This is a genomic window from Phycicoccus sp. CSK15P-2, assembly GCF_016888005.1.
In the GTDB taxonomy this organism is placed as follows: Bacteria; Actinomycetota; Actinomycetes; order Actinomycetales; family Dermatophilaceae; genus Phycicoccus.
In genome coordinates, this window is sequence record NZ_JAFDVE010000013.1 from 15,591 (window position 1) to 36,020 (window position 20,430).

General features: G+C 74.5%; 19 protein-coding genes. 13 read left to right on the plus strand and 6 right to left on the minus strand.

The annotated features are described in order from the left end of the window. From JQN72_RS08635 to JQN72_RS08650, 4 genes are read right to left on the minus strand one after another with little or no spacing between them, the layout of a single operon-like run. Entirely contained in the window at positions 1-876 is an 876-nt protein-coding gene (locus tag JQN72_RS08635) for a rhamnan synthesis F family protein (RefSeq protein ID WP_204134774.1), read from the minus strand. Then, the gene (locus JQN72_RS08640) at positions 873-2,663 is read right to left on the minus strand and encodes an ABC transporter ATP-binding protein (RefSeq protein ID WP_204134775.1); all 1,791 of its coding nucleotides are present in this window, start codon (positions 2,661-2,663) and stop codon (positions 873-875) included. Before JQN72_RS08640 ends, JQN72_RS08635 begins: the two co-directional genes overlap by 4 nt. Continuing rightward, positions 2,660-3,502, minus strand: coding sequence for a hypothetical protein (locus JQN72_RS08645; RefSeq protein WP_204134776.1), 843 nt, complete (start codon positions 3,500-3,502; stop codon positions 2,660-2,662). Before JQN72_RS08645 ends, JQN72_RS08640 begins: the two co-directional genes overlap by 4 nt. After that, the gene (locus tag JQN72_RS08650; RefSeq protein WP_239100387.1) at positions 3,499-4,449 is read right to left on the minus strand and encodes a glycosyltransferase family 2 protein; all 951 of its coding nucleotides are present in this window, start codon (positions 4,447-4,449) and stop codon (positions 3,499-3,501) included. The genes JQN72_RS08645 and JQN72_RS08650 overlap by 4 nt, the downstream gene beginning before the upstream one ends. A 30-nt stretch (positions 4,450-4,479) precedes the next feature. On the opposite strand from JQN72_RS08650, the gene JQN72_RS08655 reads away from it, so the two are divergent. The 11 genes from JQN72_RS08655 (at position 4,480) to JQN72_RS08705 (ending at position 17,228) form a co-directional block, all read left to right on the plus strand. Continuing rightward, positions 4,480-5,409, plus strand: coding sequence for a glycosyltransferase family 2 protein (locus tag JQN72_RS08655; protein ID WP_307812541.1), 930 nt, complete (start codon positions 4,480-4,482; stop codon positions 5,407-5,409). After that, positions 5,406-6,416: a glycosyltransferase gene (locus JQN72_RS08660; protein WP_204134778.1), complete on the plus strand. Its 1,011-nt coding sequence runs from the start codon at positions 5,406-5,408 to the stop codon at positions 6,414-6,416. Before JQN72_RS08655 ends, JQN72_RS08660 begins: the two co-directional genes overlap by 4 nt. After that, complete coding sequence (locus JQN72_RS08665; protein ID WP_204134779.1) at positions 6,407-7,444, plus strand: RNA-binding protein; 1,038 nt, start codon at positions 6,407-6,409, stop codon at positions 7,442-7,444. Before JQN72_RS08660 ends, JQN72_RS08665 begins: the two co-directional genes overlap by 10 nt. Next, the gene (locus JQN72_RS08670) at positions 7,441-8,142 is read left to right on the plus strand and encodes a cytidylyltransferase domain-containing protein (RefSeq protein WP_204134780.1); all 702 of its coding nucleotides are present in this window, start codon (positions 7,441-7,443) and stop codon (positions 8,140-8,142) included. The genes JQN72_RS08665 and JQN72_RS08670 overlap by 4 nt, the downstream gene beginning before the upstream one ends. Continuing rightward, a complete protein-coding gene (locus JQN72_RS08675; RefSeq protein ID WP_204134781.1) occupies positions 8,139-10,379 on the plus strand; it encodes an N-acetylneuraminate synthase family protein in 2,241 nt (746 codons plus the stop codon). The genes JQN72_RS08670 and JQN72_RS08675 overlap by 4 nt, the downstream gene beginning before the upstream one ends. Continuing rightward, positions 10,370-11,449: a glycosyltransferase family 4 protein gene (locus JQN72_RS08680; protein ID WP_204134782.1), complete on the plus strand. Its 1,080-nt coding sequence runs from the start codon at positions 10,370-10,372 to the stop codon at positions 11,447-11,449. Before JQN72_RS08675 ends, JQN72_RS08680 begins: the two co-directional genes overlap by 10 nt. Next, the gene (locus JQN72_RS08685; RefSeq protein WP_204134783.1) at positions 11,446-12,489 is read left to right on the plus strand and encodes a glycosyltransferase family 4 protein; all 1,044 of its coding nucleotides are present in this window, start codon (positions 11,446-11,448) and stop codon (positions 12,487-12,489) included. The genes JQN72_RS08680 and JQN72_RS08685 overlap by 4 nt, the downstream gene beginning before the upstream one ends. Before the next feature lie 64 nt (positions 12,490-12,553). Then, complete coding sequence (locus JQN72_RS08690) at positions 12,554-13,534, plus strand: GDP-mannose 4,6-dehydratase (protein WP_204134784.1); 981 nt, start codon at positions 12,554-12,556, stop codon at positions 13,532-13,534. Continuing rightward, positions 13,531-14,484 carry a GDP-mannose 4,6-dehydratase gene (locus tag JQN72_RS08695; RefSeq protein ID WP_204134785.1) on the plus strand — a complete coding sequence of 318 codons (954 nt, stop codon included), beginning with the start codon at positions 13,531-13,533 and terminating at the stop codon, positions 14,482-14,484. Before JQN72_RS08690 ends, JQN72_RS08695 begins: the two co-directional genes overlap by 4 nt. Next, positions 14,481-15,599 (plus strand): glycosyltransferase, encoded by a 1,119-nt coding sequence (locus JQN72_RS08700; RefSeq protein ID WP_204134786.1) that lies wholly within the window; start codon positions 14,481-14,483, stop codon positions 15,597-15,599. Before JQN72_RS08695 ends, JQN72_RS08700 begins: the two co-directional genes overlap by 4 nt. A 165-nt stretch (positions 15,600-15,764) precedes the next feature. Beyond that, entirely contained in the window at positions 15,765-17,228 is a 1,464-nt protein-coding gene (locus tag JQN72_RS08705) for a sugar transferase (protein WP_204134787.1), read from the plus strand. Positions 17,229-17,309: 81 nt separating this feature from the next. Here the strand turns inward: JQN72_RS08705 and JQN72_RS08710 are convergent, their stop codons facing one another. Next, positions 17,310-18,764, minus strand: a complete 1,455-nt coding sequence (locus tag JQN72_RS08710) for a polysaccharide biosynthesis tyrosine autokinase (RefSeq protein ID WP_204134788.1) — start codon at positions 18,762-18,764, stop codon at positions 17,310-17,312. 150 nt (positions 18,765-18,914) lie between these two features. On the opposite strand from JQN72_RS08710, the gene JQN72_RS08715 reads away from it, so the two are divergent. After that, positions 18,915-19,781: a nucleotidyltransferase family protein gene (locus JQN72_RS08715; protein WP_204134789.1), complete on the plus strand. Its 867-nt coding sequence runs from the start codon at positions 18,915-18,917 to the stop codon at positions 19,779-19,781. Further along, positions 19,778-20,056 carry a PqqD family protein gene (locus tag JQN72_RS08720; protein ID WP_204134790.1) on the plus strand — a complete coding sequence of 93 codons (279 nt, stop codon included), beginning with the start codon at positions 19,778-19,780 and terminating at the stop codon, positions 20,054-20,056. Before JQN72_RS08715 ends, JQN72_RS08720 begins: the two co-directional genes overlap by 4 nt. Here JQN72_RS08720 and JQN72_RS08725 read toward each other — a convergent pair. Then, entirely contained in the window at positions 19,964-20,428 is a 465-nt protein-coding gene (locus tag JQN72_RS08725) for a VanZ family protein (RefSeq protein ID WP_204134791.1), read from the minus strand. The two genes, JQN72_RS08720 and JQN72_RS08725, sit on opposite strands and share 93 nt — an antisense overlap. Between the last annotated feature and the right edge of the window lie 2 nt (positions 20,429-20,430).

Here is a 20,430-nt window from a genome sequence, read left to right on the forward strand (position 1 = left end):
TCACCCTAGGCCCGGTCGGCGCTCGGGCCGGAACCATTCGGGCTCGGTCGTGGAGCGCGCGGGCTGCGGCCCGAGCGAGGACACCGTCATCGACCATGCCCGCCCGGCCAGCTGGGCCCGCAGGCCCAGCACCCGTTCCAGGGCGTGGGCAGGCGTCCCGTCGATGAGCCCCTGCTCCCGTCGGAGCTCCTGGCCCCGCGGACGGGGGACGGCGAGGGCCTCGTCCACGGACAGCCACATCATCGTCCCGGCGAAGAACCCGTGCTCCGCCGGGCGGGCCAGCACCCGCCCGGCCTCCGGGCCGACGGCCCTGCGTACGTACCGCTCGACGAGCGGACGGTTCCCCTCGAGCGCCACCGTCAGCGGGTAGTAGTGCGAGCGGGGCCCGACGACGTCGGCCCGGCCCCCGCGGACGACCTCGACCGCCTCGGCCCGGCGCGGGCCGAGGAGCTCCTCGAGGGTCGTGGCCAGCCAGGACGCCCCGATCGTGCTGTGCTCCGACCGCTTGGTGTGCACCTTGAGCACCGCGCGCACCCCCGCGCGACGCAGGCTGGGGGCCACGTGCAGGAAGGGGACGACGTCGCGCCCGCGGTTGGGCACCTCGACGACGAGCCCGTCGTGCTCGAGGGCGCGCCGCTGGGCGTCGGTGAGCGGCGCACCGTCCGGGACGGTGAGGACGACCGGGCCGCCCTCGACCGCCCCGAGCACGCGGTCCCGCATCTGCAGCCACTCGTCGGCGTACCAGACGTGCGCGACCGCGGCCACGTCTCCCGGGCATCCCCGGAGGCGGTGGTCCAGCCGTCGACGGGACCGGACGTAGCCGGCGTCGAGCCGCAGCCCTGCGAGGGTACGGCGCAGCCGCACGGTCGCGGTCACCGGCCCGGGCCGTCCAGCGAGCCGAGCTCGACCATCCGCGCGAAGGTCTCGCTGGCTGCCACGACCTCGTCGAACGTGCCGCTCGCGGCCACCCGCCCGCCCTCGAGGAAGAGGATCTGGTCGCACCGCCGGACCGTGGAGAGCCGATGGGCCACGACGACGGACGTCACCTCCCCCTCGGCCCGCGCCAGCGCCGACGTGACCGCGTGCTCCGTGACGTTGTCCAGGGCGGACGTCGCCTCGTCCAGGACGAGCACGCTCGGCCGGTGGTAGAGGGCTCGGGCGATGCCGATCCGCTGCTGCTGGCCCCCGGAGAGCCCGACCCCCCGCTCCCCGACCTCGACGTCGAGACCCCGCTCGGCGATGAGGTCGTCCAGCTCCGCGCGGTGCACCGCGTCCAGCAGCCGGTCGTCGTCGCCACGGCCCTCGTCGAAGACGATGTTGGCGCGCAGGCTGCCGTCGAAGGCGTAGACGAGCTGGGGCACGAGCCCGATCCCGAGCTGCCATGCCCGCAGCTCCTCGCCCAGCGGTCGCCCCCCGACCAGGATCCGGCCCGACGTCGGCGTCAGCAGCCCCAGCAGGAGGTTGACGAGGGTCGTCTTGCCGGAGCCGCTCGGGCCGACGATGCCCACCGACGTCCCCCGGGGGATCGTCGCGGACACGTCGCGCAGCACCGGTCGCTCGGCACCGGGGTAGGTGAACCCCACCGACTCCAGGACGATGTCCCCCCCGAACGCCGCCCTCGCGTCGGCACCGGCCTCCTCGGCCTCGTCCGTGGCGTACCGGGGCAGGTCGTCGCGGACGAGGCGGTACCCGAACAGCCCCGACCGCACCAGGGTGACCGCGGAGATCAGGCGGACGACGCTGGGGAGCACCCGGAAGCCGGCACCGACGAAGAGCGTGAGGCTCGTCGCGACGTCCGCGGAGCCGCCGGCGACGAAGGTCGCACCGGCGAGGAGCGCGATGCCCACGACGAACGCGAGCTCGAGGGCGTACTTCGGCGCCTCGGAGAGGAAGGCGATGTGGCGGCTCGCGCCCACCACCTCGTGCTGCGAGCGCGAGTAGCGGCGGACGAAGACCTCGCTGTTGTGGCGTACCGCGATCTCCTTGACCCCGCCGAGGGAGTGCAGCGCGGCGCGGAACCCCACGAGGCCCGACTCGAGCCGCCGTTCGCCCGCACGCAGCGCGCGCCGTCCGGTGAGCCGGGTCAGGACGAACGAGACGAGACCGACGTAGACGATGGCGATCACCGACGGGACGGGCGCGGTGACGAGCAGCACCACGGCCATGCCGAGGATCGTGAGGACCTCGGCCACGATCGCCAGGGACCCCCCGACGACGTTGGAGTACGTCTGGGAGACACCGTCCCCCAGACGGCGGAGGAGCTCGGACGTGGGACGCTCGAGGTGCATCTCGTACGGCGCCCTGAGGTACCCCCGGAGCAGCATCGTGGAGGAGCGGGCAGCCTCGGAGGCGAGGAAGCCCAGCTGCCACCACCGCACCGTGAGCGTCAGCGCACTCTTGACGGCGAAGGCGAGCACGATGCCGACGCCCAGCACCGCGAGCAGACGTTCGTCCGACGCATCCCGACCGACGACGTCGGTGACGTACCCGAGGGCACCGCTGTCCCGGGGGGCGCCGGTGAGGACCTGCATGAACGGCACGAGTGCGGCCACCGCCGCGATGTCGAGCAGCGCCATGGCCACGCTGCCGAGGACCGAGACGACGAGCCGCCGCTTGATCGAAGGCCTGAGGAGGCTCACGGCCTCCCGGACGTCGCCGATCACCGCCGCTCACCCACCCAGCGTGGTTGGCGCTGCCACGGCCTCCAGGTCCTGCCGGTGTTCGTGGCGAGCTCGTGCGACGACTCGACCCCGGCCTCGGCCAGGTACCTCTCCTGGAAGGTGTACTCGTCGGCGTCGTCGTACTCGGCAGCGACGGCCCCGTGGTGCCGGACGGGGGTCGCGTCCACGACGCCGAGCCGGAACCCGTCGCGCCGCACGAGGGTCCACGCGACGTCCAGACCCCACCCCATCCGCGCGTCCGAGGGGAAGGGCAGCACCCGGTGGCGCACGCCGGGCGAGAACGCCACGACGGGACCGACCTCGACGAAGCGGGTCTCCCGCACCGTGCTGAGCGGGACGGCTCGGGTCACCCGGAACGAGTGGATGCTGTCGTGCACGTGCGCCGGCTGGGCGATGTCGAGCGCGCCGGCCGCCGCCAGACGGACGAAGGCCCCCACCTGCCCGCCCACGAAGACCGCGTCGTCGTCCGCGACCACCACCCACTCACCGTCGAGCGGAGGGTCACGGTCGACGAGGGACTGCAGCAGGGGCATCCGCCGGCCCGGGCCGTGCGAGGCCGTCCAGGCGGCGAGCTCCGGTGCCGACTCGTCGAGCGCGTGCAGCACGACGCGGGAGCCCGGCGGGCGGTGCTCGACGAGCCGGCGGACGGTGTCGGCGTTCCGGCGGCGGTACACGCAGTACAGGACCCACGGGACGGGGCCGTCGGCGCAGCGGTGCATCCGGGAGCCGGTCCTCGCGTCGAGCGCGACGAGCGCCGGTCCGACCCTCGGCTCGAGGTGTCGTCGCCAGGCGGCGAGCAGGTGGTCCTTGGACCCGGTCACGGTGCCTCCCCCGGCGCCTCGACCCGCTCGAGCACGCCGTCGGGGTCCCACGTCGTCCAGGTGGTCGGGTCGGCGTCGACCAGGTCGCCCCTGGGGTACCAGTGCATCCCCTCGGACCCGTGCCCGTCGAGCAGCGCCTCCCACTCGGCGACGAGCTCGTCGTCGGAGGCGCGGGCGAGAGAGCGCCAGTGGCCACCCAGGGTCCCCACCGGGCGGACCCCCGAGTAGGCGTCGGCACCCTGCCGGACCTTCCGGGCCACCTGCTCGGGCGAGCGCCACGGCAGATGGGCGACCCGCAACGGAGGGGCCGCGCTCCGCGCCCCCGGACGGTCGACGCCGTGGTTGCCCTGGTGCAGCTGCGCCAGACGGTGCGCCCGGAACGCCACCTTTCCGTGCCAGTGCGGCTCGCGGTCGGCCACCCACCCGCCCCCGCGCCGTGGGAAGACGTTCGTCATGCGCGCCCCGGCGACGTCCGCGTCGAGCGAACGGAGGCGGTCGGCGAGCAGCCCCGAGTCGGCGAACCAGAGCTCGTCGGCGTCGAAGGGCACGACCCAGTCGGCCCCCGCGCGTCCGGCGGCGTGCGCGAGCAACGACATCTTCGCGGCCTGGTGGTAGGCGGGCTCGCGGTCGAGGGCGAGGAGCAGCCGGCCGTCGGCGGCCCGCGCCCGGAGCTCCTCGAGCGTGCCGTCGGTCGAGCCGTTGTCGGAGACGAGCACCCGGTCGACCCCCTGCCGCTCGAGGTGGTCGAGCACCGCAGGCAGGACGTCGAGCTCGTCGCGGACCATCGCGACGGCCCAGACCTCGCCCGGGACACGCCGCCGCCGGGGCAACTCGGGCAGCTCGATGCCGCGGCGGGCCGCGCGGGCGGCGTGCCGGTGTGTCCGGGACAGCGCACGCCGCGCGCCCCGGCCGACGGTCCCCGCCGTCGTCCGCGCCATCAGCAGCATGTCCACGACTGTCCCGATAGCCTTCCTGGAGTGAGCGAGGACCCGATGACCCGAGGGGTCACCGTCGTCGTCCCACACTACGGCGACCCCGCCCCCGCCCTCGGGACCATCGCGGCACTGCGCGCCCAGGAGGGCGCCCCGACGCTGCAGCTCGTCGTGGTCGACGACCTCTCCCCCGTGCCGTTCCCCGACGTCGACGGCGTGGAGGTCGTCCGGAGGATGACCAACGGCGGGTTCGGTGCCGCGGTCGGCTCCGGCGTCGAGCGGGCGGCCCACCCGCTGCTCCTCGTCCTCAACAGCGACGTCGCGCTCGGTCCGACGTTCGTCGCCGACCTCGTCGCGGCGGCCGCCCCGTGGATGCCCGCGCTCGTCGGCCCGCTCGTGCTCGACGCGGACGGTCTGCCCGCCCCCACCGCCCGGCACTTCCCGACGGTCACCCACCAGGCCGTCGAGTGGCTGACGCCGCTGGCCCGGTTCCGCGAGCACCGGCTGCTCCACGAGGCCGTCGGCCACGACACCCGTGCGGTCCCCGGCGCCGTGCTGCCCGTCGACTGGGTCGTCGGCGCCGCGATGCTGCTCCCCACGGAGGTCTTCCGTGAGGTGGGCGGGTTCGACGAGGGCTACGTGATGAACTCCGAGGAGGTCGACCTCCAGCGCCGGCTGCGCGACGTCGGGGTGCCGTCCGTCTTCGTGGGCACCGTGACGATGACCCACACCGGCGGCGGGTCCTCCGACCCCACCCGCCGCCGGGAGTGGCTCGTCGCCTCGCGGGCCCGCTACGCCGAGCGCTGGGGCGGCCCCGGGGCCCGGCTCCGGCTGACCACCGCGCTCACCGCGGCCACGGCCGTCAACGCCGTCGCGAACACCGCGCGCCGGCTGGCGGGCCGGCCCGTCGACCCGGTCGCGACGGCCCGCGAGGAGCTCCGGCTCGCGCGGCTGCGCGGCCCGGACCCGCGATGACCCCGCGCCGTGTCCTGCTCGTCGGGCCGCGCTTCCACGGCTACACGGGATCGGTGGCGTCCGCGCTCGGGACCCGTGGCCACGACGTCACGACCCACCTGTACGACGTCTGGCCGACGCTCGGCGCCAAGCTGCGCGGCAAGGTGCTCGAGGAGCTCCCGCAGCGGCTCGGGGCCGGCTCGTCGTGGCCCGCCGTGCAGACCCGCACGACGGACGAGGCCCTGCGGGTGCTGTGCGAGGTCCGGCCGGAGGTCGTGCTGGCCATCAAGGCCGACGCGCTGACCCGAGGCTTCTGGGAGGCCGCCCGGACCTCGGGCGCGCTCACGCATCTCTGGCTCTACGACGAGCTGCGCCGGACGCGGGTCGACCCCGACGTCCTGCCGTCGGTCGACGTCCTCACGTCGTACTCCGCGCTCGACACCGCGGCGCTGCTGGCGGAGGGCCTGGAGGCCACCCACGTCGCGAACGGCTTCGACGACCACGTCCCGTGGACCACCCGGCAGGTCGCCGCGCTCGTCTTCGTCGGCGCCCGGTACCCGAACCGCGAGCGCCTCCTGGTCGAGGTGCACGCGCGCGGCGTCCCGGTCCTCGCCGTCGGCCGGGACTGGTCCGGGCACCCCCTCGACCGGCTCCGGACCTGGGACCTGCACCGACCCGCCCTCCCTGCTGCCCGCGACGTCGACCGTGCCGCCGCGTACGGGCTGATGGCAGGGGCAGCGGCGAACCTCAACGTGCACCACGACCAGGACGGCTTCACGATGCGCACGTTCGAGATCCCGGGTACGGGAGGTCTCCAGGTGGTGGACCGACCCGACGTCGCCGCGTACTACGACCCGGGCACCGAGGTCGTCGTCGCCGAGGGAGCCGACGAGGTCGCCGACGTCACCCGTCGTGCTCTCGCCGACCCGTCGTGGGCGCGGTCCGTCGGCGCCGCCGGCCGGCGCCGGACCCTCGCCGAGCACACGATGGCCCACCGGGTGGCCGAGCTGGAGGCGCTGTGGGCCTGAACCACCCCACCGACCTCGGGGCGTGGCGCCGCTGGCAGGACGCCCAGCAGCCGTGGAGCCGCAGGGTGCGCGCCGCCCTCGCGGCGCGACGAGGTCGCACGGACGACGCCGTGCTCACCGCCGGCGGCCCCGCGCCGCGGGTGGTCGTGGCCCTGGACGCGACGACGCCCACCGCCCTCGGGGCGCTGCTGCGCCCTGCGGTGTCGCTGGACGCCCCGGACGTCGCCGTCATCTCCCCCGGTCCGCTCGGCGACTCGGCCCCGGCCGGGTGGGACGGCCGCCGCGGCGCCGCGGCCGCCCTGCTCGACGAGGTGGTGGGGCCACGGACGGTCGTCCTCGCGCTCGGGCACTTCCTGCCCGTCGGCGCCCTCGCGCACGCCGCCGCACGCCGGGCGGGCGCCCGCTTCGTCACGGTGCAGCACGGACTGCTCACCCCGCACGCCCCACCCCTGCCCGAGGGCACCCATCTGCTCGCGTGGTCAGCGGCGGACGCCGAGTACTGGCGCAGCGGACGCACGGACGTCACGGCCACGGTCGTCGGGTCGCAGCTGCTCTGGGACGCCGCGGAGGCCGGTGCGACCCCCGCCGACCCCGACGCCCCTCCGGTGTTCCTCGGCCAGCTGCACGGCGCGGAGCTCCCCCGCCAGGTGCTCGCGGCCACCGCCGAGCAGTTCTGCCGTGACACCGGCGCGACGTACCGCCCGCACCCGTCCGAGAAGGACCGGCGCTCCCGCGCCACCCACGCCCGGTGGGAGCGCGCGGGCATCACGGTCGAACGGTCCGGCACCCCCCTGCGCGAGCTCGGCTCGCCGGTGGTGAGCGTGTTCTCCACCGGCGTCCTCGAGGCCGCCGCGGCCGGCCTACCCGCATGGGTGCACCTCGTCGACCCGCCGGGATGGGTCACCGAGTTCTGGGAGCGCTACGGCCTGAGCCGATGGGGCGGACGGCCGACATCCTCCCCCGAACGTCCCGCCCGGGCCCCGTCGATGGCGGTCGCGGCCGCGGTCCGGGGGATGATGGCCGGGTGAGGATCCTCTGCGTCGTCCCGGCCCGTGGTGGGTCCAAGGGCGTTCCACGCAAGAACCTCCGTCCCGTCGCGGGCCGACCGCTCATCGCCTGGACCGTCGAGCAGGCGCTCGCGGCACGTCCCGCCATGGACGTCGTCGTCTCGACCGACGACGACGACATCGCCGCGGCCGCGCGCCAGGCCGGAGCCCTCGTCCCGTTCCTCCGCCCCGCCGAGCTCGCGCGGGACGACACCCCGACCGAGCCGGTGGTCCGGCACGCCGTCGAGGCGGCACGGGCGGCCGACGCCGCCCCCGACGCCGTCATGCTGCTGCAGGCCACCTCCCCGGTACGGCTCCCCGGCACGGTCTCGCGGGCGATCGCCCAGCTCGACGCCACCGGGGCCGACAGCCTCGTCGGTGTCGTCCCCCAGGCCCCGTTCCTCTGGGCCGACGACGGCAGCGGGCCCACGGCCGCCTACGACGTCACCGCCCGCCCACGGCGCCAGGACCTCACGCCGCAGACCCTCCGCTACCGCGAGACCGGCTCGCTCTACCTCACCCGCACCTGGGTGTACGACGAGCTCGACAACCGGATCGGCGGCCGGGTCGGCCTCTTCGTCATGGACGAGGTCGAGGGTGTCGACGTCGACACCGAGCACGACCTCGCGGTGGCCGAGCAGCAGCTCCTGGCCCTGACCCCCCTCGAGGACCCCGCATGATCATCGAGCGCGCCATCGCGCCCTTCGTCGTCTACGGCGAGGACTCCGTCCTCCGGGCCCTCGAGAAGATCACGGCGAACAAGGCGCGGATCGTCTTCTGCGTCACCGAGCACGGCCACCTCATCGGCTCGCTCACCGACGGCGACGTGCGGCGCTGGCTCGCCGGCCGCGCCGACATCGACCTCGGGCGCCCCTGTTCCGAGGCGGCCAACACCGAGGCCGTGCGCGCCTCCGCGGCGGCCGCGCCCGCGGAGATCCGCCCGCTGTTCGCCGGCGCCGTCGACCACGTCCCGCTCCTCGACGAGCGCGGCCACCTGGTCGCCGTCGCGGTCAACCGCAGTGACGCCTTCCGGGTGGGCCGCCACGAGGTCGGCAAGGAACGCCCGACGTTCGTCATCAGCGAGATCGGGATCAACCACAACGGCTCCGTGGAGCTCGCCAAGCACCTCGTCGACCTCTCCGCCGAGGCCGGAGCCGACGCGGTGAAGTTCCAGCTCCGGGACATGGCCGCGCTCTACCGGGGCGGCACGGGCAGCGCCGGGGAGGACCTCGGGCCGCAGTACACCCTCGACCTCCTCTCCCGGTTCAACCTGCCGGCCGAGCGCCTCTTCGAGGTCTTCGACCACGCCCGCGACCGCGGCATCGACGTCATGTGCACCCCGTGGGACGCACCGAGCGTCGACGCCCTCGTCGAGTACGGCGTCCCGGCCCTGAAGATCGCCTCGGCGGACCTGACGAACCACACGCTCCTCACCCACGCGGCGGCGTCCGGCACCCCGCTCGTCGTCTCGACGGGGATGTCCACGGAGGCCGAGATCCGCGAGAGCGTCGCCCTGCTGCGCTCCACCGGGACCCCCTACGCGCTGCTGCACTGCCAGTCGACGTACCCGGCGCCCTTCAAGGACGTCAACCTCAGCTACCTGACCCGGCTCGCCGAGCTCGGTGACTGCCCGGTCGGCTACTCCGGCCACGAGCGCGGCTACCACGTGCCGATCGCCGCCGTGGCGCTCGGCGCGACGATCGTCGAGAAGCACTTCACCGTCGACAAGACGATGGAGGGCAACGACCACAAGGTCTCGCTGCTCCCCCACGAGATGCGCGAGATGGTCGCCCGGATCCGCGAGCTCGAGGAGGCCTTGGGCTCCACCGAGCCCCGCCAGGTGTCGACCGGCGAGATGATGAACCGCGTCAACCTCGCCAAGAGCCTCGTCGCCGCGCGCGACATCGAGGCGGGCGAGGTCATCGCCCGGGAGGCCGTGGACGTCAAGAGCCCCGGCCGCGGGCTCCAGCCCAACGCGCTCGACCGGCTCGTCGGCCGCACCGCCAACCGCTCGATGGCCGCGGGCGAGTTCTTCTACGCCTCCGACCTCGCGGACGCGGTGCCCAAGGGCCGCGCCTACGCCTTCCGCCGGCCCTGGGGGCTGCCGGTCCGGTACCACGACGTCGAGCCGCTGACCGCCGACTGCACACCGGACTTCCTCGAGTTCCACTTCTCGTACAAGGACCTCGAGATCGACCCGCACGAGGCCCTGCGCGAGCCGCTGCCCATGGGCTACGCCTGTCACGCCCCGGACCTCTTCGCGGGCGACTTCATCCTCAACCTCGCGAGCGAGGACGACGCGCACTGGGAGCGGTCGGTCGAGGAGCTCCAGCGGGTCATCGACATCACCCGCTCGATGCGCGACCTCTTCACCCAGGAGGACGACCCGGTCGTCATCAGCAGCGTCGGCGGTTTCACCACCGACCGGCACGTGCCGCTCGACGAGATCCCCGACATGTACGCGCGGGTGGCCGCCGGTCTGGACCGCGTCGACGACTCCGGTGTGCGGCTCGCCTGCCAGACGCTGCCCCCGTTCCCCTGGTACATGGGCGGCCAGCTGTACTGCAACCTCTTCGTGCGCCCGGACGACACCGCCGAGTTCGCGCAGCGCTACGGACGGCGCCTCTGCCTCGACGTCTCGCACTCGAAGCTGGCGGCGACCTTCCTCGGCGTCCCGTTCTCCCGGGCCGTCGACCTCCTCGCGCCGCACACCGAGCACCTCCACCTCGTCGACGCCGTCGGGGTCGACGGCGAGGGCGTCCAGGTGGGCGACGGCGAGGTCGACTGGGCGGTGCTCGCCGAGCAGCTCGACGCGCACGCACCGGGCGTCTCGTTCATCCCCGAGATCTGGCAGGGGCACGTCAACCACGGCGAGGGCTTCTGGGTGGCCCTGGAGCGGCTCGAGCAGTGGTTCTGACGGCGGCGCCGACCGCCCTGTGGGTCGTCCCGGTCGCCGAGCTCGGCGGGGTCGCCCGCCACGTCCTCGACGTCGCCGCCGTGGGCGTCCCCGGGTACCGCGTCGTCGTCGTGTGCCCAACCGGCCCGCTCGCGGACCGGCTGCGCGCGCTCGGTACCGCCGTCACGACCGCCCCGGTCGGGCCGGAGCACGGGGTCCGCGAGTCCGTCGCGGCGGTGCGGCACGCCGTCCGCGCACTGGGCCCGGCCGTCGTGCACTCGCACCTGTCCTGGGCGGACGTCGTCGCCGCGGCGGCGACGGTCGGCACCGGCGCCGCTCTCGTGACCACCGAGCACGGCATCGCCGACGACGACCTCGTCTACCACGGAGCCGCCTGGCGCTCCCGGGCCAAGGCCCTGCTGCACGCGGCCCGGCTGCGGCGGGCGGACGCCGTCATCGCCGTCTCGCACGCGACCGAGCGCAGCATCCGGCGCAAGTGGCACCCGGCGGCCGGCCTCCCGGTCGCCGTGGTCCCGAACGGGGTCGACCGCCCGGACGAGCCGACGCCGCGGTCCCCCGGGCTGCACGTCTGCTCCATCGCCCGGCTCGCCCCCGAGAAGCGTCTCGACGCACTGCTCGACGCGGTCTCGGTCCTCCGCGGGAGCCACCCGGACGTCCGCCTCACGGTCGCGGGGACGGGTCCGGAGGAGGACGCCCTGCGGAGGCGGGCGGGCACGCTCGGCCTCGACGACGTGACGACCTTCGTCGGCCACGTCGAGCCCGCGCCGCTCCTCGCGACGGCCGACGTCCTCGTGCAGCTCTCGGTGTGGGAGAACTGCTCGTACTCGCTGCTCGACGCGCTCGTCCACGGGGTGGGGGTCGTCGCGACGGCGGTGGGCGGCAACCCGGAGGTCCTCCCGTCGGCCGCCCTCGCCCCGCACGACGACCCCGGCGCCGTCGCGCAGGCGGTCGCCCGGCAGGGGCTCGACCCCGCGCTGCGTCCGACCCTCCCGGAGACGTGGCCGACGCGCGTGGACACGGCCGCCCGCATCGCGCAGGTCTACGCCGGCGTGCTCGGGGAGCGAGGATGACGCGGGTCGTCCTCGCCGCGAACAACGCCGAGGTCGGCGGCGGTGAGGTCATGCTCCTCGCCACCGCCTCGCTGCTGCGTGACCTCGGCGAGGACGTCACCGTCGTCGGCCCGGACGCAGCCGACGGCGTCCTCGACCGCGCCGCGGCCGCGGGGTTCGCCGTCGAGCGGCTCGCCCCCGAGCGCCGGCGCTACGCCCACGAGCTCCGGGCCTGGCACGCGAGGCGCGACGACCTCCTCTGGTGCCACGGCCTCGTCCCCGCCCTCGCGACGTCGGGCCGGCCACGGCGGATCGTCCACCTGCACCAGCTGCCGACCCGGGCGCACCGGGCGGCGCTGCTCGCCGCGCGCAGCGGGGCCACCCGGACCCTCGTCCCGTCCCGATGGCTCTCCGCGCGCGTGCCGCGCACGGTCGTGCTGCCCAACTGGACGCCCGAGCCGCAGGGGCGGGGTCCCGAGGCGAGCTCCGAACCGGGCCCCCCGTCCGACCGTCCGCGTCTGGGGTTCCTCGGCCGGCACACCGTCGCCAAGGGCCTCGTCGTGCTCGCCGAGGCCCTGCACCGGATACCCGAGGCCGACCGTCCGGTCCTCGTCCTCGCCGGCGCCCCGAGGTTCACCGACGTCGACGGCGAGCGGGAGGTCGCCGCTGGCCTGGAGCGTCTCGGGGACGGCGTCGAGCGCGTCGGCTGGGTCTCCCCGGGCCGCCTGCTCGGGGACGTCGACGCCCTCGTCGTCCCGTCCGTCGCCCCGGAGTCCTTCGGGCTCGCGGCGCTCGAGGCGATGGCCGCGGGCGTCCCGGTCGTCGTCTCGGACGCCGGGGCGCTCCCCGAGGTCGTCGGACCCCAGCACCCGTTCGTGGCCACCGCCGGCGACGCGGGCGCCCTGGCCGACCGCCTCGAGGCCTGTCTCGCGCAGTCCGCCTCGACGCGCTCCGCCGTCGTGGCCGCGCAACGGCACCGCTGGCGCGAGGAGTACTCGCCGCACACGGCCCGGGACCGGGTCGCCGCCGTGGTCCGCGACGCCTCGCAACGGCCTGCCTGACCACCTCGCGTCTGCGAGGATGACCCCACCCGTCCCGCCCTGCACAGAAGGTCGCCGTCACCCCATGCCCCGCGCACTCATCACCGGCATCACCGGCCAGGACGGCCTCTACCTGTCCGAGCTGCTGCTCTCCAAGGGCTACGAGGTGCACGGCATCGTCCGTGGTCAGAACAACCCGCGACGCGCCGTCGTCCGGCGAGCCGTGCCGGACGTCCACCTGCACACCGGCGACCTCACCGACCTCTCGAGCCTCATCCGGGCGCTCGGCGCGAGCCACCCCGACGAGGTCTACAACCTCGGGGCGGTGTCCTTCGTCGCGTACTCGTGGGACAACGCCCGCGTCACGACGGACGTCACCGGCAACGGCGTCCTCAACATGCTCGAGGCCGTCCGGTTGCACTGCGGCGACGACCCCTCGCGGGTCCGCTTCTACCAGGCGTCGAGCTCGGAGATGTTCGGCAAGGTCCAGGAGGTCCCCCAGCGGGAGACCACGCTGCTGTGGCCGCGCTCGCCCTACGGCGTGGCCAAGGTCTACGGCCACTACATGACGATCAACTACCGCGAGTCCTACGGCATGCACGCGAGCTCGGGCATCCTCTTCAACCACGAGTCCCCCCGCCGGGGACCGGAGTTCGTGACCCGCAAGGTGTCGATGTCCGTGGCCCGCATCGCCGAGGGCCTGCAGGACGAGCTCGTGATGGGCAACCTCGACGCCCAGCGCGACTGGGGGTTCGCCGGCGACTACGTCGAGGGGATGTGGCGGATGCTGCAGCAGCCCCGTGGCGACGACTACGTCCTCGCCACGGGCGAGACCCACTCGATCCGCGACCTCCTCGACGTCGCGTTCGCGCACGTGGGCATCGACGACTGGTCCGGCATCGTGCGCCAGGACCCGCAGTTCATGCGGCCCGCCGAGGTCGACCTCCTGATCGGCGACGCGGCGAAGGCGCGCGAGACCCTCGGCTGGGCACCGACCGTGTCCTTCGACCGCCTCGTGCGGATGATGGTCGACCACGACCTCGCGCTGCTGCGCGCGGCCCGGTGAGCGTCGCCCTCGTCACCGGAGCGGCCGGCCAGGACGGCAGCTACCTCGTGGAGCGGCTCCTGGCGGAGGGCCACGCCGTCCACGGCGTCGTCCGCCGTGAGGACCTGGTCGGCCCGTTCCCCGAAGGCCTCGTCCTCCACGAGCTCGACCTCGGGGCCCCGGCCGGCGACGTCCGCGACCTCGTGACGACGGTCGCTCCGGACGAGGTGTACAACCTGGGCGGCATCACGTCCGTCGCCCAGTCGTGGGAGGACCCGCTGGGGACGGTGGCGACGAGCGGCACCGGGGCCCTGGTCCTCCTCGAAGCCGCCCTGCAGGCCCAGGAGGCCACCGGACGCCGGGTGCGGGTCCTCCAGGCCGCGAGCGCCGAGATCTTCGGCGAACCGGCCTCGAGCCCGCAGGACGAGACCACGCCCATCCGCCCGGTGAGCCCGTACGGCGCCGCGAAGGCCCTGGCCCACCACGGCGTCCACATCGCCCGCCAACGCGGGCTCTTCGCCTGCTCGGTCATCCTGTACAACCACGAGTCCCCACGGCGCCCGCCGCAGTTCGTCACCCGGAAGGTCACCCGCACCGTGGCCGCCATCGCGGCCGGCCGAACCGACCGGCTGGCCCTGGGCAACCTCGACGCCCGACGCGACTGGGGCTGGGCACCCGACTACGTCGACGCGATGGTCCGTGCGCTGCGGCACGACACCGCCGACGACTACGTCGTCGCCACCGGCGAGGCGCACACCGTCCGCGACCTCGTCGAGGCCGCCTTCCGCCACGTCGGCATCACGGACTGGCAGCCGCACGTCGACGTCGACGACGCGCTCCTGCGCCCGGCCGACCCGAGCCTGCTCGTCGGCGACGCGAGCCGGGCCCGGACCCGGCTGGGCTGGGCCCCCACGGTCTCCTTCGACGAGCTCGTCGGGCGGCTCGTCGACGCCGAGGAGCCGGCGCCGTGAGCACCCGGCCCCGGGTCGCCATCGCACACGACTACCTGACCCAGCGGGGCGGGGCCGAGCGGGTCGTGCTGTCGATGGCCCGCGCCTACCCCGAGGCCCGGATCTACACGACGCTCTACGACCCCCGGACGACGTACCCCGAGTTCCGGGACCACGACGTCGTCACCTCGGTCATCGACCGTCTGCCACCGTTCCGGAGGGACCACCGGGCCGCCCTGCCGGTCCTCGGTGCCGCCGCCGGCTCGCTGCGGGTCGACGCCGACGTCGTCCTCGTGTCGTCGAGCGGGTGGGCGCACGGTTTCCAGCACACCGGCAAGTCCCTCGTGTACTGCTACTCCCCCGCCCGCTGGCTGTACCAGACCGAGACCTACCTCGGCGGTCCGGCGACCCGCTCGTGGCGGGGCATGGGGCTGCTCGCGCTGCGGCCCGCCCTGCGACGGTGGGACTCCCGCGCGGCCCACCGCTGCGACCGCTACCTGGCCGTGTCCCGCATCGTGCGGGACCGGATCGCCGAGACCTACGACATCGACGCCACCGTCGTCCCCGCACCGCACGGGATGGACCCGGAGGCGCCCCGCGCGGAGGTGCCCGAGCTCGTCGACTGGGCCGACGACGGCTACCTGCTCGTCGTGTCCCGGCTGCTGCCCTACAAGAACGTCGGGAACGTCGTGGAGGCCGTCCGCGGCACGTCGCACCGGCTCGTCGTCGTCGGCGCCGGCCCCGGGCGGGACGCCCTCCTCGCCCGCCGCCCGGACAACGTCCGCCTCGTCTCCGGCCTCTCCGACGACCAGGTGCGCTGGGTCTACGCACACAGCCGGCTGCTCGTCGCGCCGAGCCACGAGGACTACGGGCTCACACCGCTCGAGGCGGCCGCCTTCGGGGTGCCGAGCCTGACCCTCGGTGCCGGGGGCTACCTCGACACGGTCCGGGTCGGGGTGACCGGTCTCTTCGCGGCGGGCAAGGAGCCGCGCGACCTGCGCGAGGGCATCACCGCCGCGCTGGAGCACCCGTTCGAGGCCGACGCCGTCCGGGCCCACGCCGCGGAGTTCGACGAGCGACGCTTCCACGAGCGGCTGTACGCCGAGGTCGACGCGCTCCTGGAAGGACGCGAGTAGGTCCTCGGCCCTGGTGACCGCGCACCGCGGTCCGACCGGACCGTTCGGGTCGGCCGAACGGACGGAGACCCCACGGTGCGTCAGCGAGCCACCGGCGCGACACCGATGATTTGCAGAGCCAATACCTCTACTTTACGAAGTCATTACCTTCGCACCGGGACCCCGATGACCGTCCATGAGCTGCTCGCCCCTCGGCTGGCCGACCGCACGGCGCGGTGGAACCGCCGGGTCCCGGTCGTCGGCGCCGTGGTGGTGGACGCCGTCGTCATCGTCCTGGTCACCCTCGGCGCCGCCCTCGGCCGGATGCGCCTGCCCTTCTTCGCCGAGACCGGCGACGTCGACAACCTGCTGGCCATCGTGTTCGTCCCGATCGTCCTCGGCTGGGTCGTCTCGATCGCCCTGCACGGGGGCTACGCCTCGCACGTCCTCGGCGCCGGACCGCAGGAGTACAAGCAGGTGCTGCGCGCCACCCTGGTCGCCGCGGGCGCGACGGGCGTCGTCAGCTTCCTCGCCAAGTTCCAGTTCTCGCGCGGCTTCTTCTTCCTCCTCATCATCCTCGGCATCCCGGCCCTGCTGGTCGGCCGACACCTCCTGCGCCGGACCGTCCACGCGATGCGGCGGCGGGGCCACCTGGGCCACCGGGTGCTGCTCGCCGGGTCGGTCGCGCAGGTCGAGGAGATCGCCGCGGTCCTACGCCGTGAGCGGTGGCTCGGCTACGAGGTCGTCGGTGCGCTCGTCCCTCCGGCCTACGTGGGCACGGCCCTGACCGGCGACTTCCCCGTGCTCGGGTCGACCGCCCGGATCACCGCCGTGGTGCGCGACACCGACTGCGACATCGTGCTGTTCGGTGGGGGCGGCGCGGACTCGGCACAGGAGATGCGGCGCGCCGCCTGGGAGCTCGACGGCAGCGACGTGCAGATCATGCTCGTGCCGAGCCTCACCGACGTCGCCACCGACCGGGTCCGGGTCCGTCCGGCCGCCGGCCTGCACCTCATGGAGCTCGAGGGCCCGCGCGCGCACCGCGCGAGCCGGGCGTCCAAGCGGGCCTTCGACATCGTGGGAGCCACGTTCGGGCTCGTCGTCGCGAGCCCCGTGCTGCTCCTCACGGCGCTGGCCGTCTTCTGGCACGACCGGGGCCCGGTGTTCTTCCGCCAGTCCCGCGTCGGCCGGCACGGCGACGTCTTCGAGTGCCTCAAGTTCCGCTCGATGGTCGTCGACGCGGACCGGATGGTCGACGCGGTCGCGACGGAGAACAAGCACGGCGAGGACCACGTCCTCTTCAAGGCGGAGCACGACACCCGGATCACCGGGCCCGGCAGGCTCATCCGCCGCCTCTCGATCGACGAGACCCCCCAGTTCCTCAACGTCCTCCGCGGCGAGATGAGCCTGGTCGGTCCCCGACCGCCGCTGCCCCAGGAGGTGGAGCGGTACAGCGAGGACGTCCGCACCCGGTTGGCGGTGCGCCCCGGCATGACGGGCCTGTGGCAGGTCTCGGGCCGCGCCGACCTCTCGTGGGAGGACTCGGTCCGACTCGACCTGTACTACGTCGACAACTGGTCGATCGTGCAGGACCTCGGCATCCTCTGGCGGACGGTCTCCGCCGTGGTCGGCGGCCGCGGCGCGTACTGACGGTCCCCGTCCCCGCCGGACGACCGGCCTGACCGTCTCCCGCCGTCGCCCGCGGCACCGACCCGACCGTCGCGACGGGCCTCAGGAGGCCCGGCGGATGCGCCGCTGTTTGCCGCCGCCCCCGTGCGCGGGCTCCGTTGTGGCGGACGCGTACCTGCGCTGCGTCGACGTGTCCGACCCGTAGGCCGCGTAACCGTAGGAGTACCCGTACATGACGCCGGCGGCGCGGCCCCGCGGTGCCATGTTGAGGACCACGCCGAGCACGCGCCCCCCGACCTGGGCCATCGTCCGCGCGACGAGCCGGGCCTGCTCGCGGTGGGTGCGCCCCACGGCGAAGACGAGCAGCGTGCCGTCACAGCTGGAGGCGAGGACGCCGGCGTCGGTCACCGGAAGGAGCGGCGGGGCGTCGAGGATGACGGTGTGGTGCACGCTCAGCTCGCGGACGAGCTCCTGCATCCGAGCGGACCCGAGCAGCTCGCTCGGGTTCGGCGGGGTCCGTCCGGAGGTGATCAGCCGGACGTTCTCCTGGTCGGTGGCCTGGAACGCGTCCGCGAGGTCGACCTGGTCCGACAGCACGTGTGAGAGGCCGACCCGGCCCTGCGCGTCGAAGATGTCGCCGAGCGTCGGTCGGCGCAGGTCGGCGTCGATGATGACGACGCTCTGCCCGGCCTCGCCGAGCACCCGGGCGAGGGTCGCGGAGACCGTCGACTTGCCCTCGTGCGCGTTGGCGCTCGTGACGACGATGCTGCGGGGCGGGTCGTCGACACCCACGAACCGCAGGTTGGTGCGGATCTGCCGGAACGCCTCGGAGGCGATGCCCAGGCGGTCGAGCCGACCGCGTCCGCGGGCCACCCGGAGCTCCTTGGTCATCGGCACGACCCCGAGGACGCTCGCGCCGGTCTCGGCCTCGACGTCGTCGGAGCTGCGCACCCGCGTGTCGAGCTGGCGGCGCAGGAAGACGAGCCCGTAGGCGACGGCGAGGCCGACGGCCAGGCCGATCATCAGGTTGCGGCGCGGGTTCGGAGCGATCTGCACACCGGGCAGCGCCGACTCGATCGGGACGATGCTGACGATCGAGGCCGACGCGGCCTCGCCGGAGGTCTCGATCCGGTTGGCCTCCGTCGCCGTGGCCCGGATGAGGGCGTCCGCGAGGACCCGGGACTCCTCCGGGCTGGGGCCGGTGGCCCGGACCTTCATGATGACCGAGCTCTCGGCGACGCTCGCCGACACCCGGGCGGCGACGGCCGCGGGCGTGGCCTGGATCCCGGTCTCCTCGATGACCCGCTGCGCCACCGCGCGGCTCGTGACGAGAGGCAGGTAGGAGTCGGCCTTGGACCCCCCGAGCGAGGTGGCTGCGATGCCGTCGCCGGTGCTGGTGCCGGTGCCCTCGACCCGGACGTAGCCACTGGCGTCGGCCACGTAGACCTCGGGCATCCGCAGCGTGAGGCCGTACGCGACCGCCCCACCCACGAGGGTGAGGAACACCAGGCTCAGCATGTGAGCACGGGTGAGGCGGACGAAGTCGAGCAGGGTCACAGCGCGAGGTCCTCGGCACGGGCCGCCGCCGGATGCGGGCGACGCTGGGTGCCCCCGAGCGTATCCGCGGAGGGGTCGCGGTCCCGGCCGTCCGGCCGCATACCGGCCGTCCGGCCGACCCCGCGACGACGGGCGACCTAGAGTGCTCCCGTGTCCGAGGGCGCCGACATCCCCCTCCAGGCCCGCGTGGCGCTGGCGCACGCCGCGGTGCAGCGCCTCGCCGAGGGCTGCGGCGTCGACCTCCTGCACATCAAGGGCCCGGCCGTGGACCCGTCGCTGCGCGGCCGCCCGCGCACCGGCAGCGACGTCGACGTCATCGTCCGGCCGTCCGGGGTCGGACGACTCATGACCGCCCTCGCCGAGCACGGCTGGCGCACCGAGACGACGTTCGACGCAGGGTCGGCGTTCGACCATGCCGCGAACCTCTACCACCCGGACTGGGGACTGCTCGACGTCCACCGGCACTACCCGGGGATGGACCGGGACCCCACGGCGGTCTTCGCGCTGCTGTGGGACGAGCGGGTCCACGCGGACATCGCCCACGTCCCCTGCCCCGTGCCGGAGCCGATCGCCCAGTCGCTCGTCCTGCTGCTCCACGCGGCCAGGTCCCGAGCCGTGGCCGAGCACCCGGACGTCGCCCCGAACTGGGACGACCGCACCGAGGCCGAGCGGGCGGCCATCCTCGACCTCGCCGACCGCACCGGCGCGCGCATCGCCCTGGCTGCGGCCACGGGAGAGCTCGCCGCGTACGCCGGGCACGCGGACGCCGCCCTGTGGGAGGTCTTCACCACCGGCGGCGACCGGCTCGACGAGTGGAGCGCCCGCTGGCGCGCCGCCCGAGGAACCCGGGCGAAGGCGTCGGTCGCGGTGCGCTCCCTCGCGGTCAACCGCTACTACCTGGGCCAGCGGCTCGGGCACGAGCCGTCCCGCCCCGAGGTGGCGACCGAGTTCTTCCGGCGCCTCGCCGCCGGCTGCCGGGCCGTCGGGGGGCGGCTGCGCCGCCGGGTGCGGCGATGACGACGCTACGGGTGTCGGGGCATGCCGCGTGGGTCGGCGACGACGAGAAGGTCTACGTCGCTCGGGTCCCCGACGGCCCGCCGCTCGTGCTCGAGGGCTCCGCCGCCGTCGTCTGGGGAGCGGCCGTGCCCGGCGGGGCGCTCGACGAGGTCGTGGAGCGGGTCGCGCACACGACCGGGGTGTCAGCGGAGCTCGTCGCCGACGACGTCGTGGGGTTCGTCGACCAGCTCGTCGCTGCCGGCCTGCTCGAGACCCGACCTGCTGCGCCCGACTGACCCGAGCAGAGCCCCGAGCAGTGCCCCGCCGGTGTTGCACAGGACGTCGACGAGGTCCGCGTTCCGCTGGAGCACGGGGACCAGCTGGACGGTCTCGACGACGGCACTGGCACCACCGAGGAGGGCCACGACGAGCAGCGGCCGCCAGCGCAGGAGCCGCACGCCGAGCCAGGCCGGCGGCACGAAGATCAGCACGTTGAGGACGGTGGCGTACCACTCGGGTGTCACGGCCCGGGGGACCCCGCGGTGCAGGAAGAAGAGGTAGAGCTCGAGGTTGGCGCGACGGACGACCTCGCCGTCGGGCCAGAGCAGCAGCAGCGCGAGGGCGACGGAGAGGGCGACACCGACGGCCACCCCGACACGGCGGAACATCC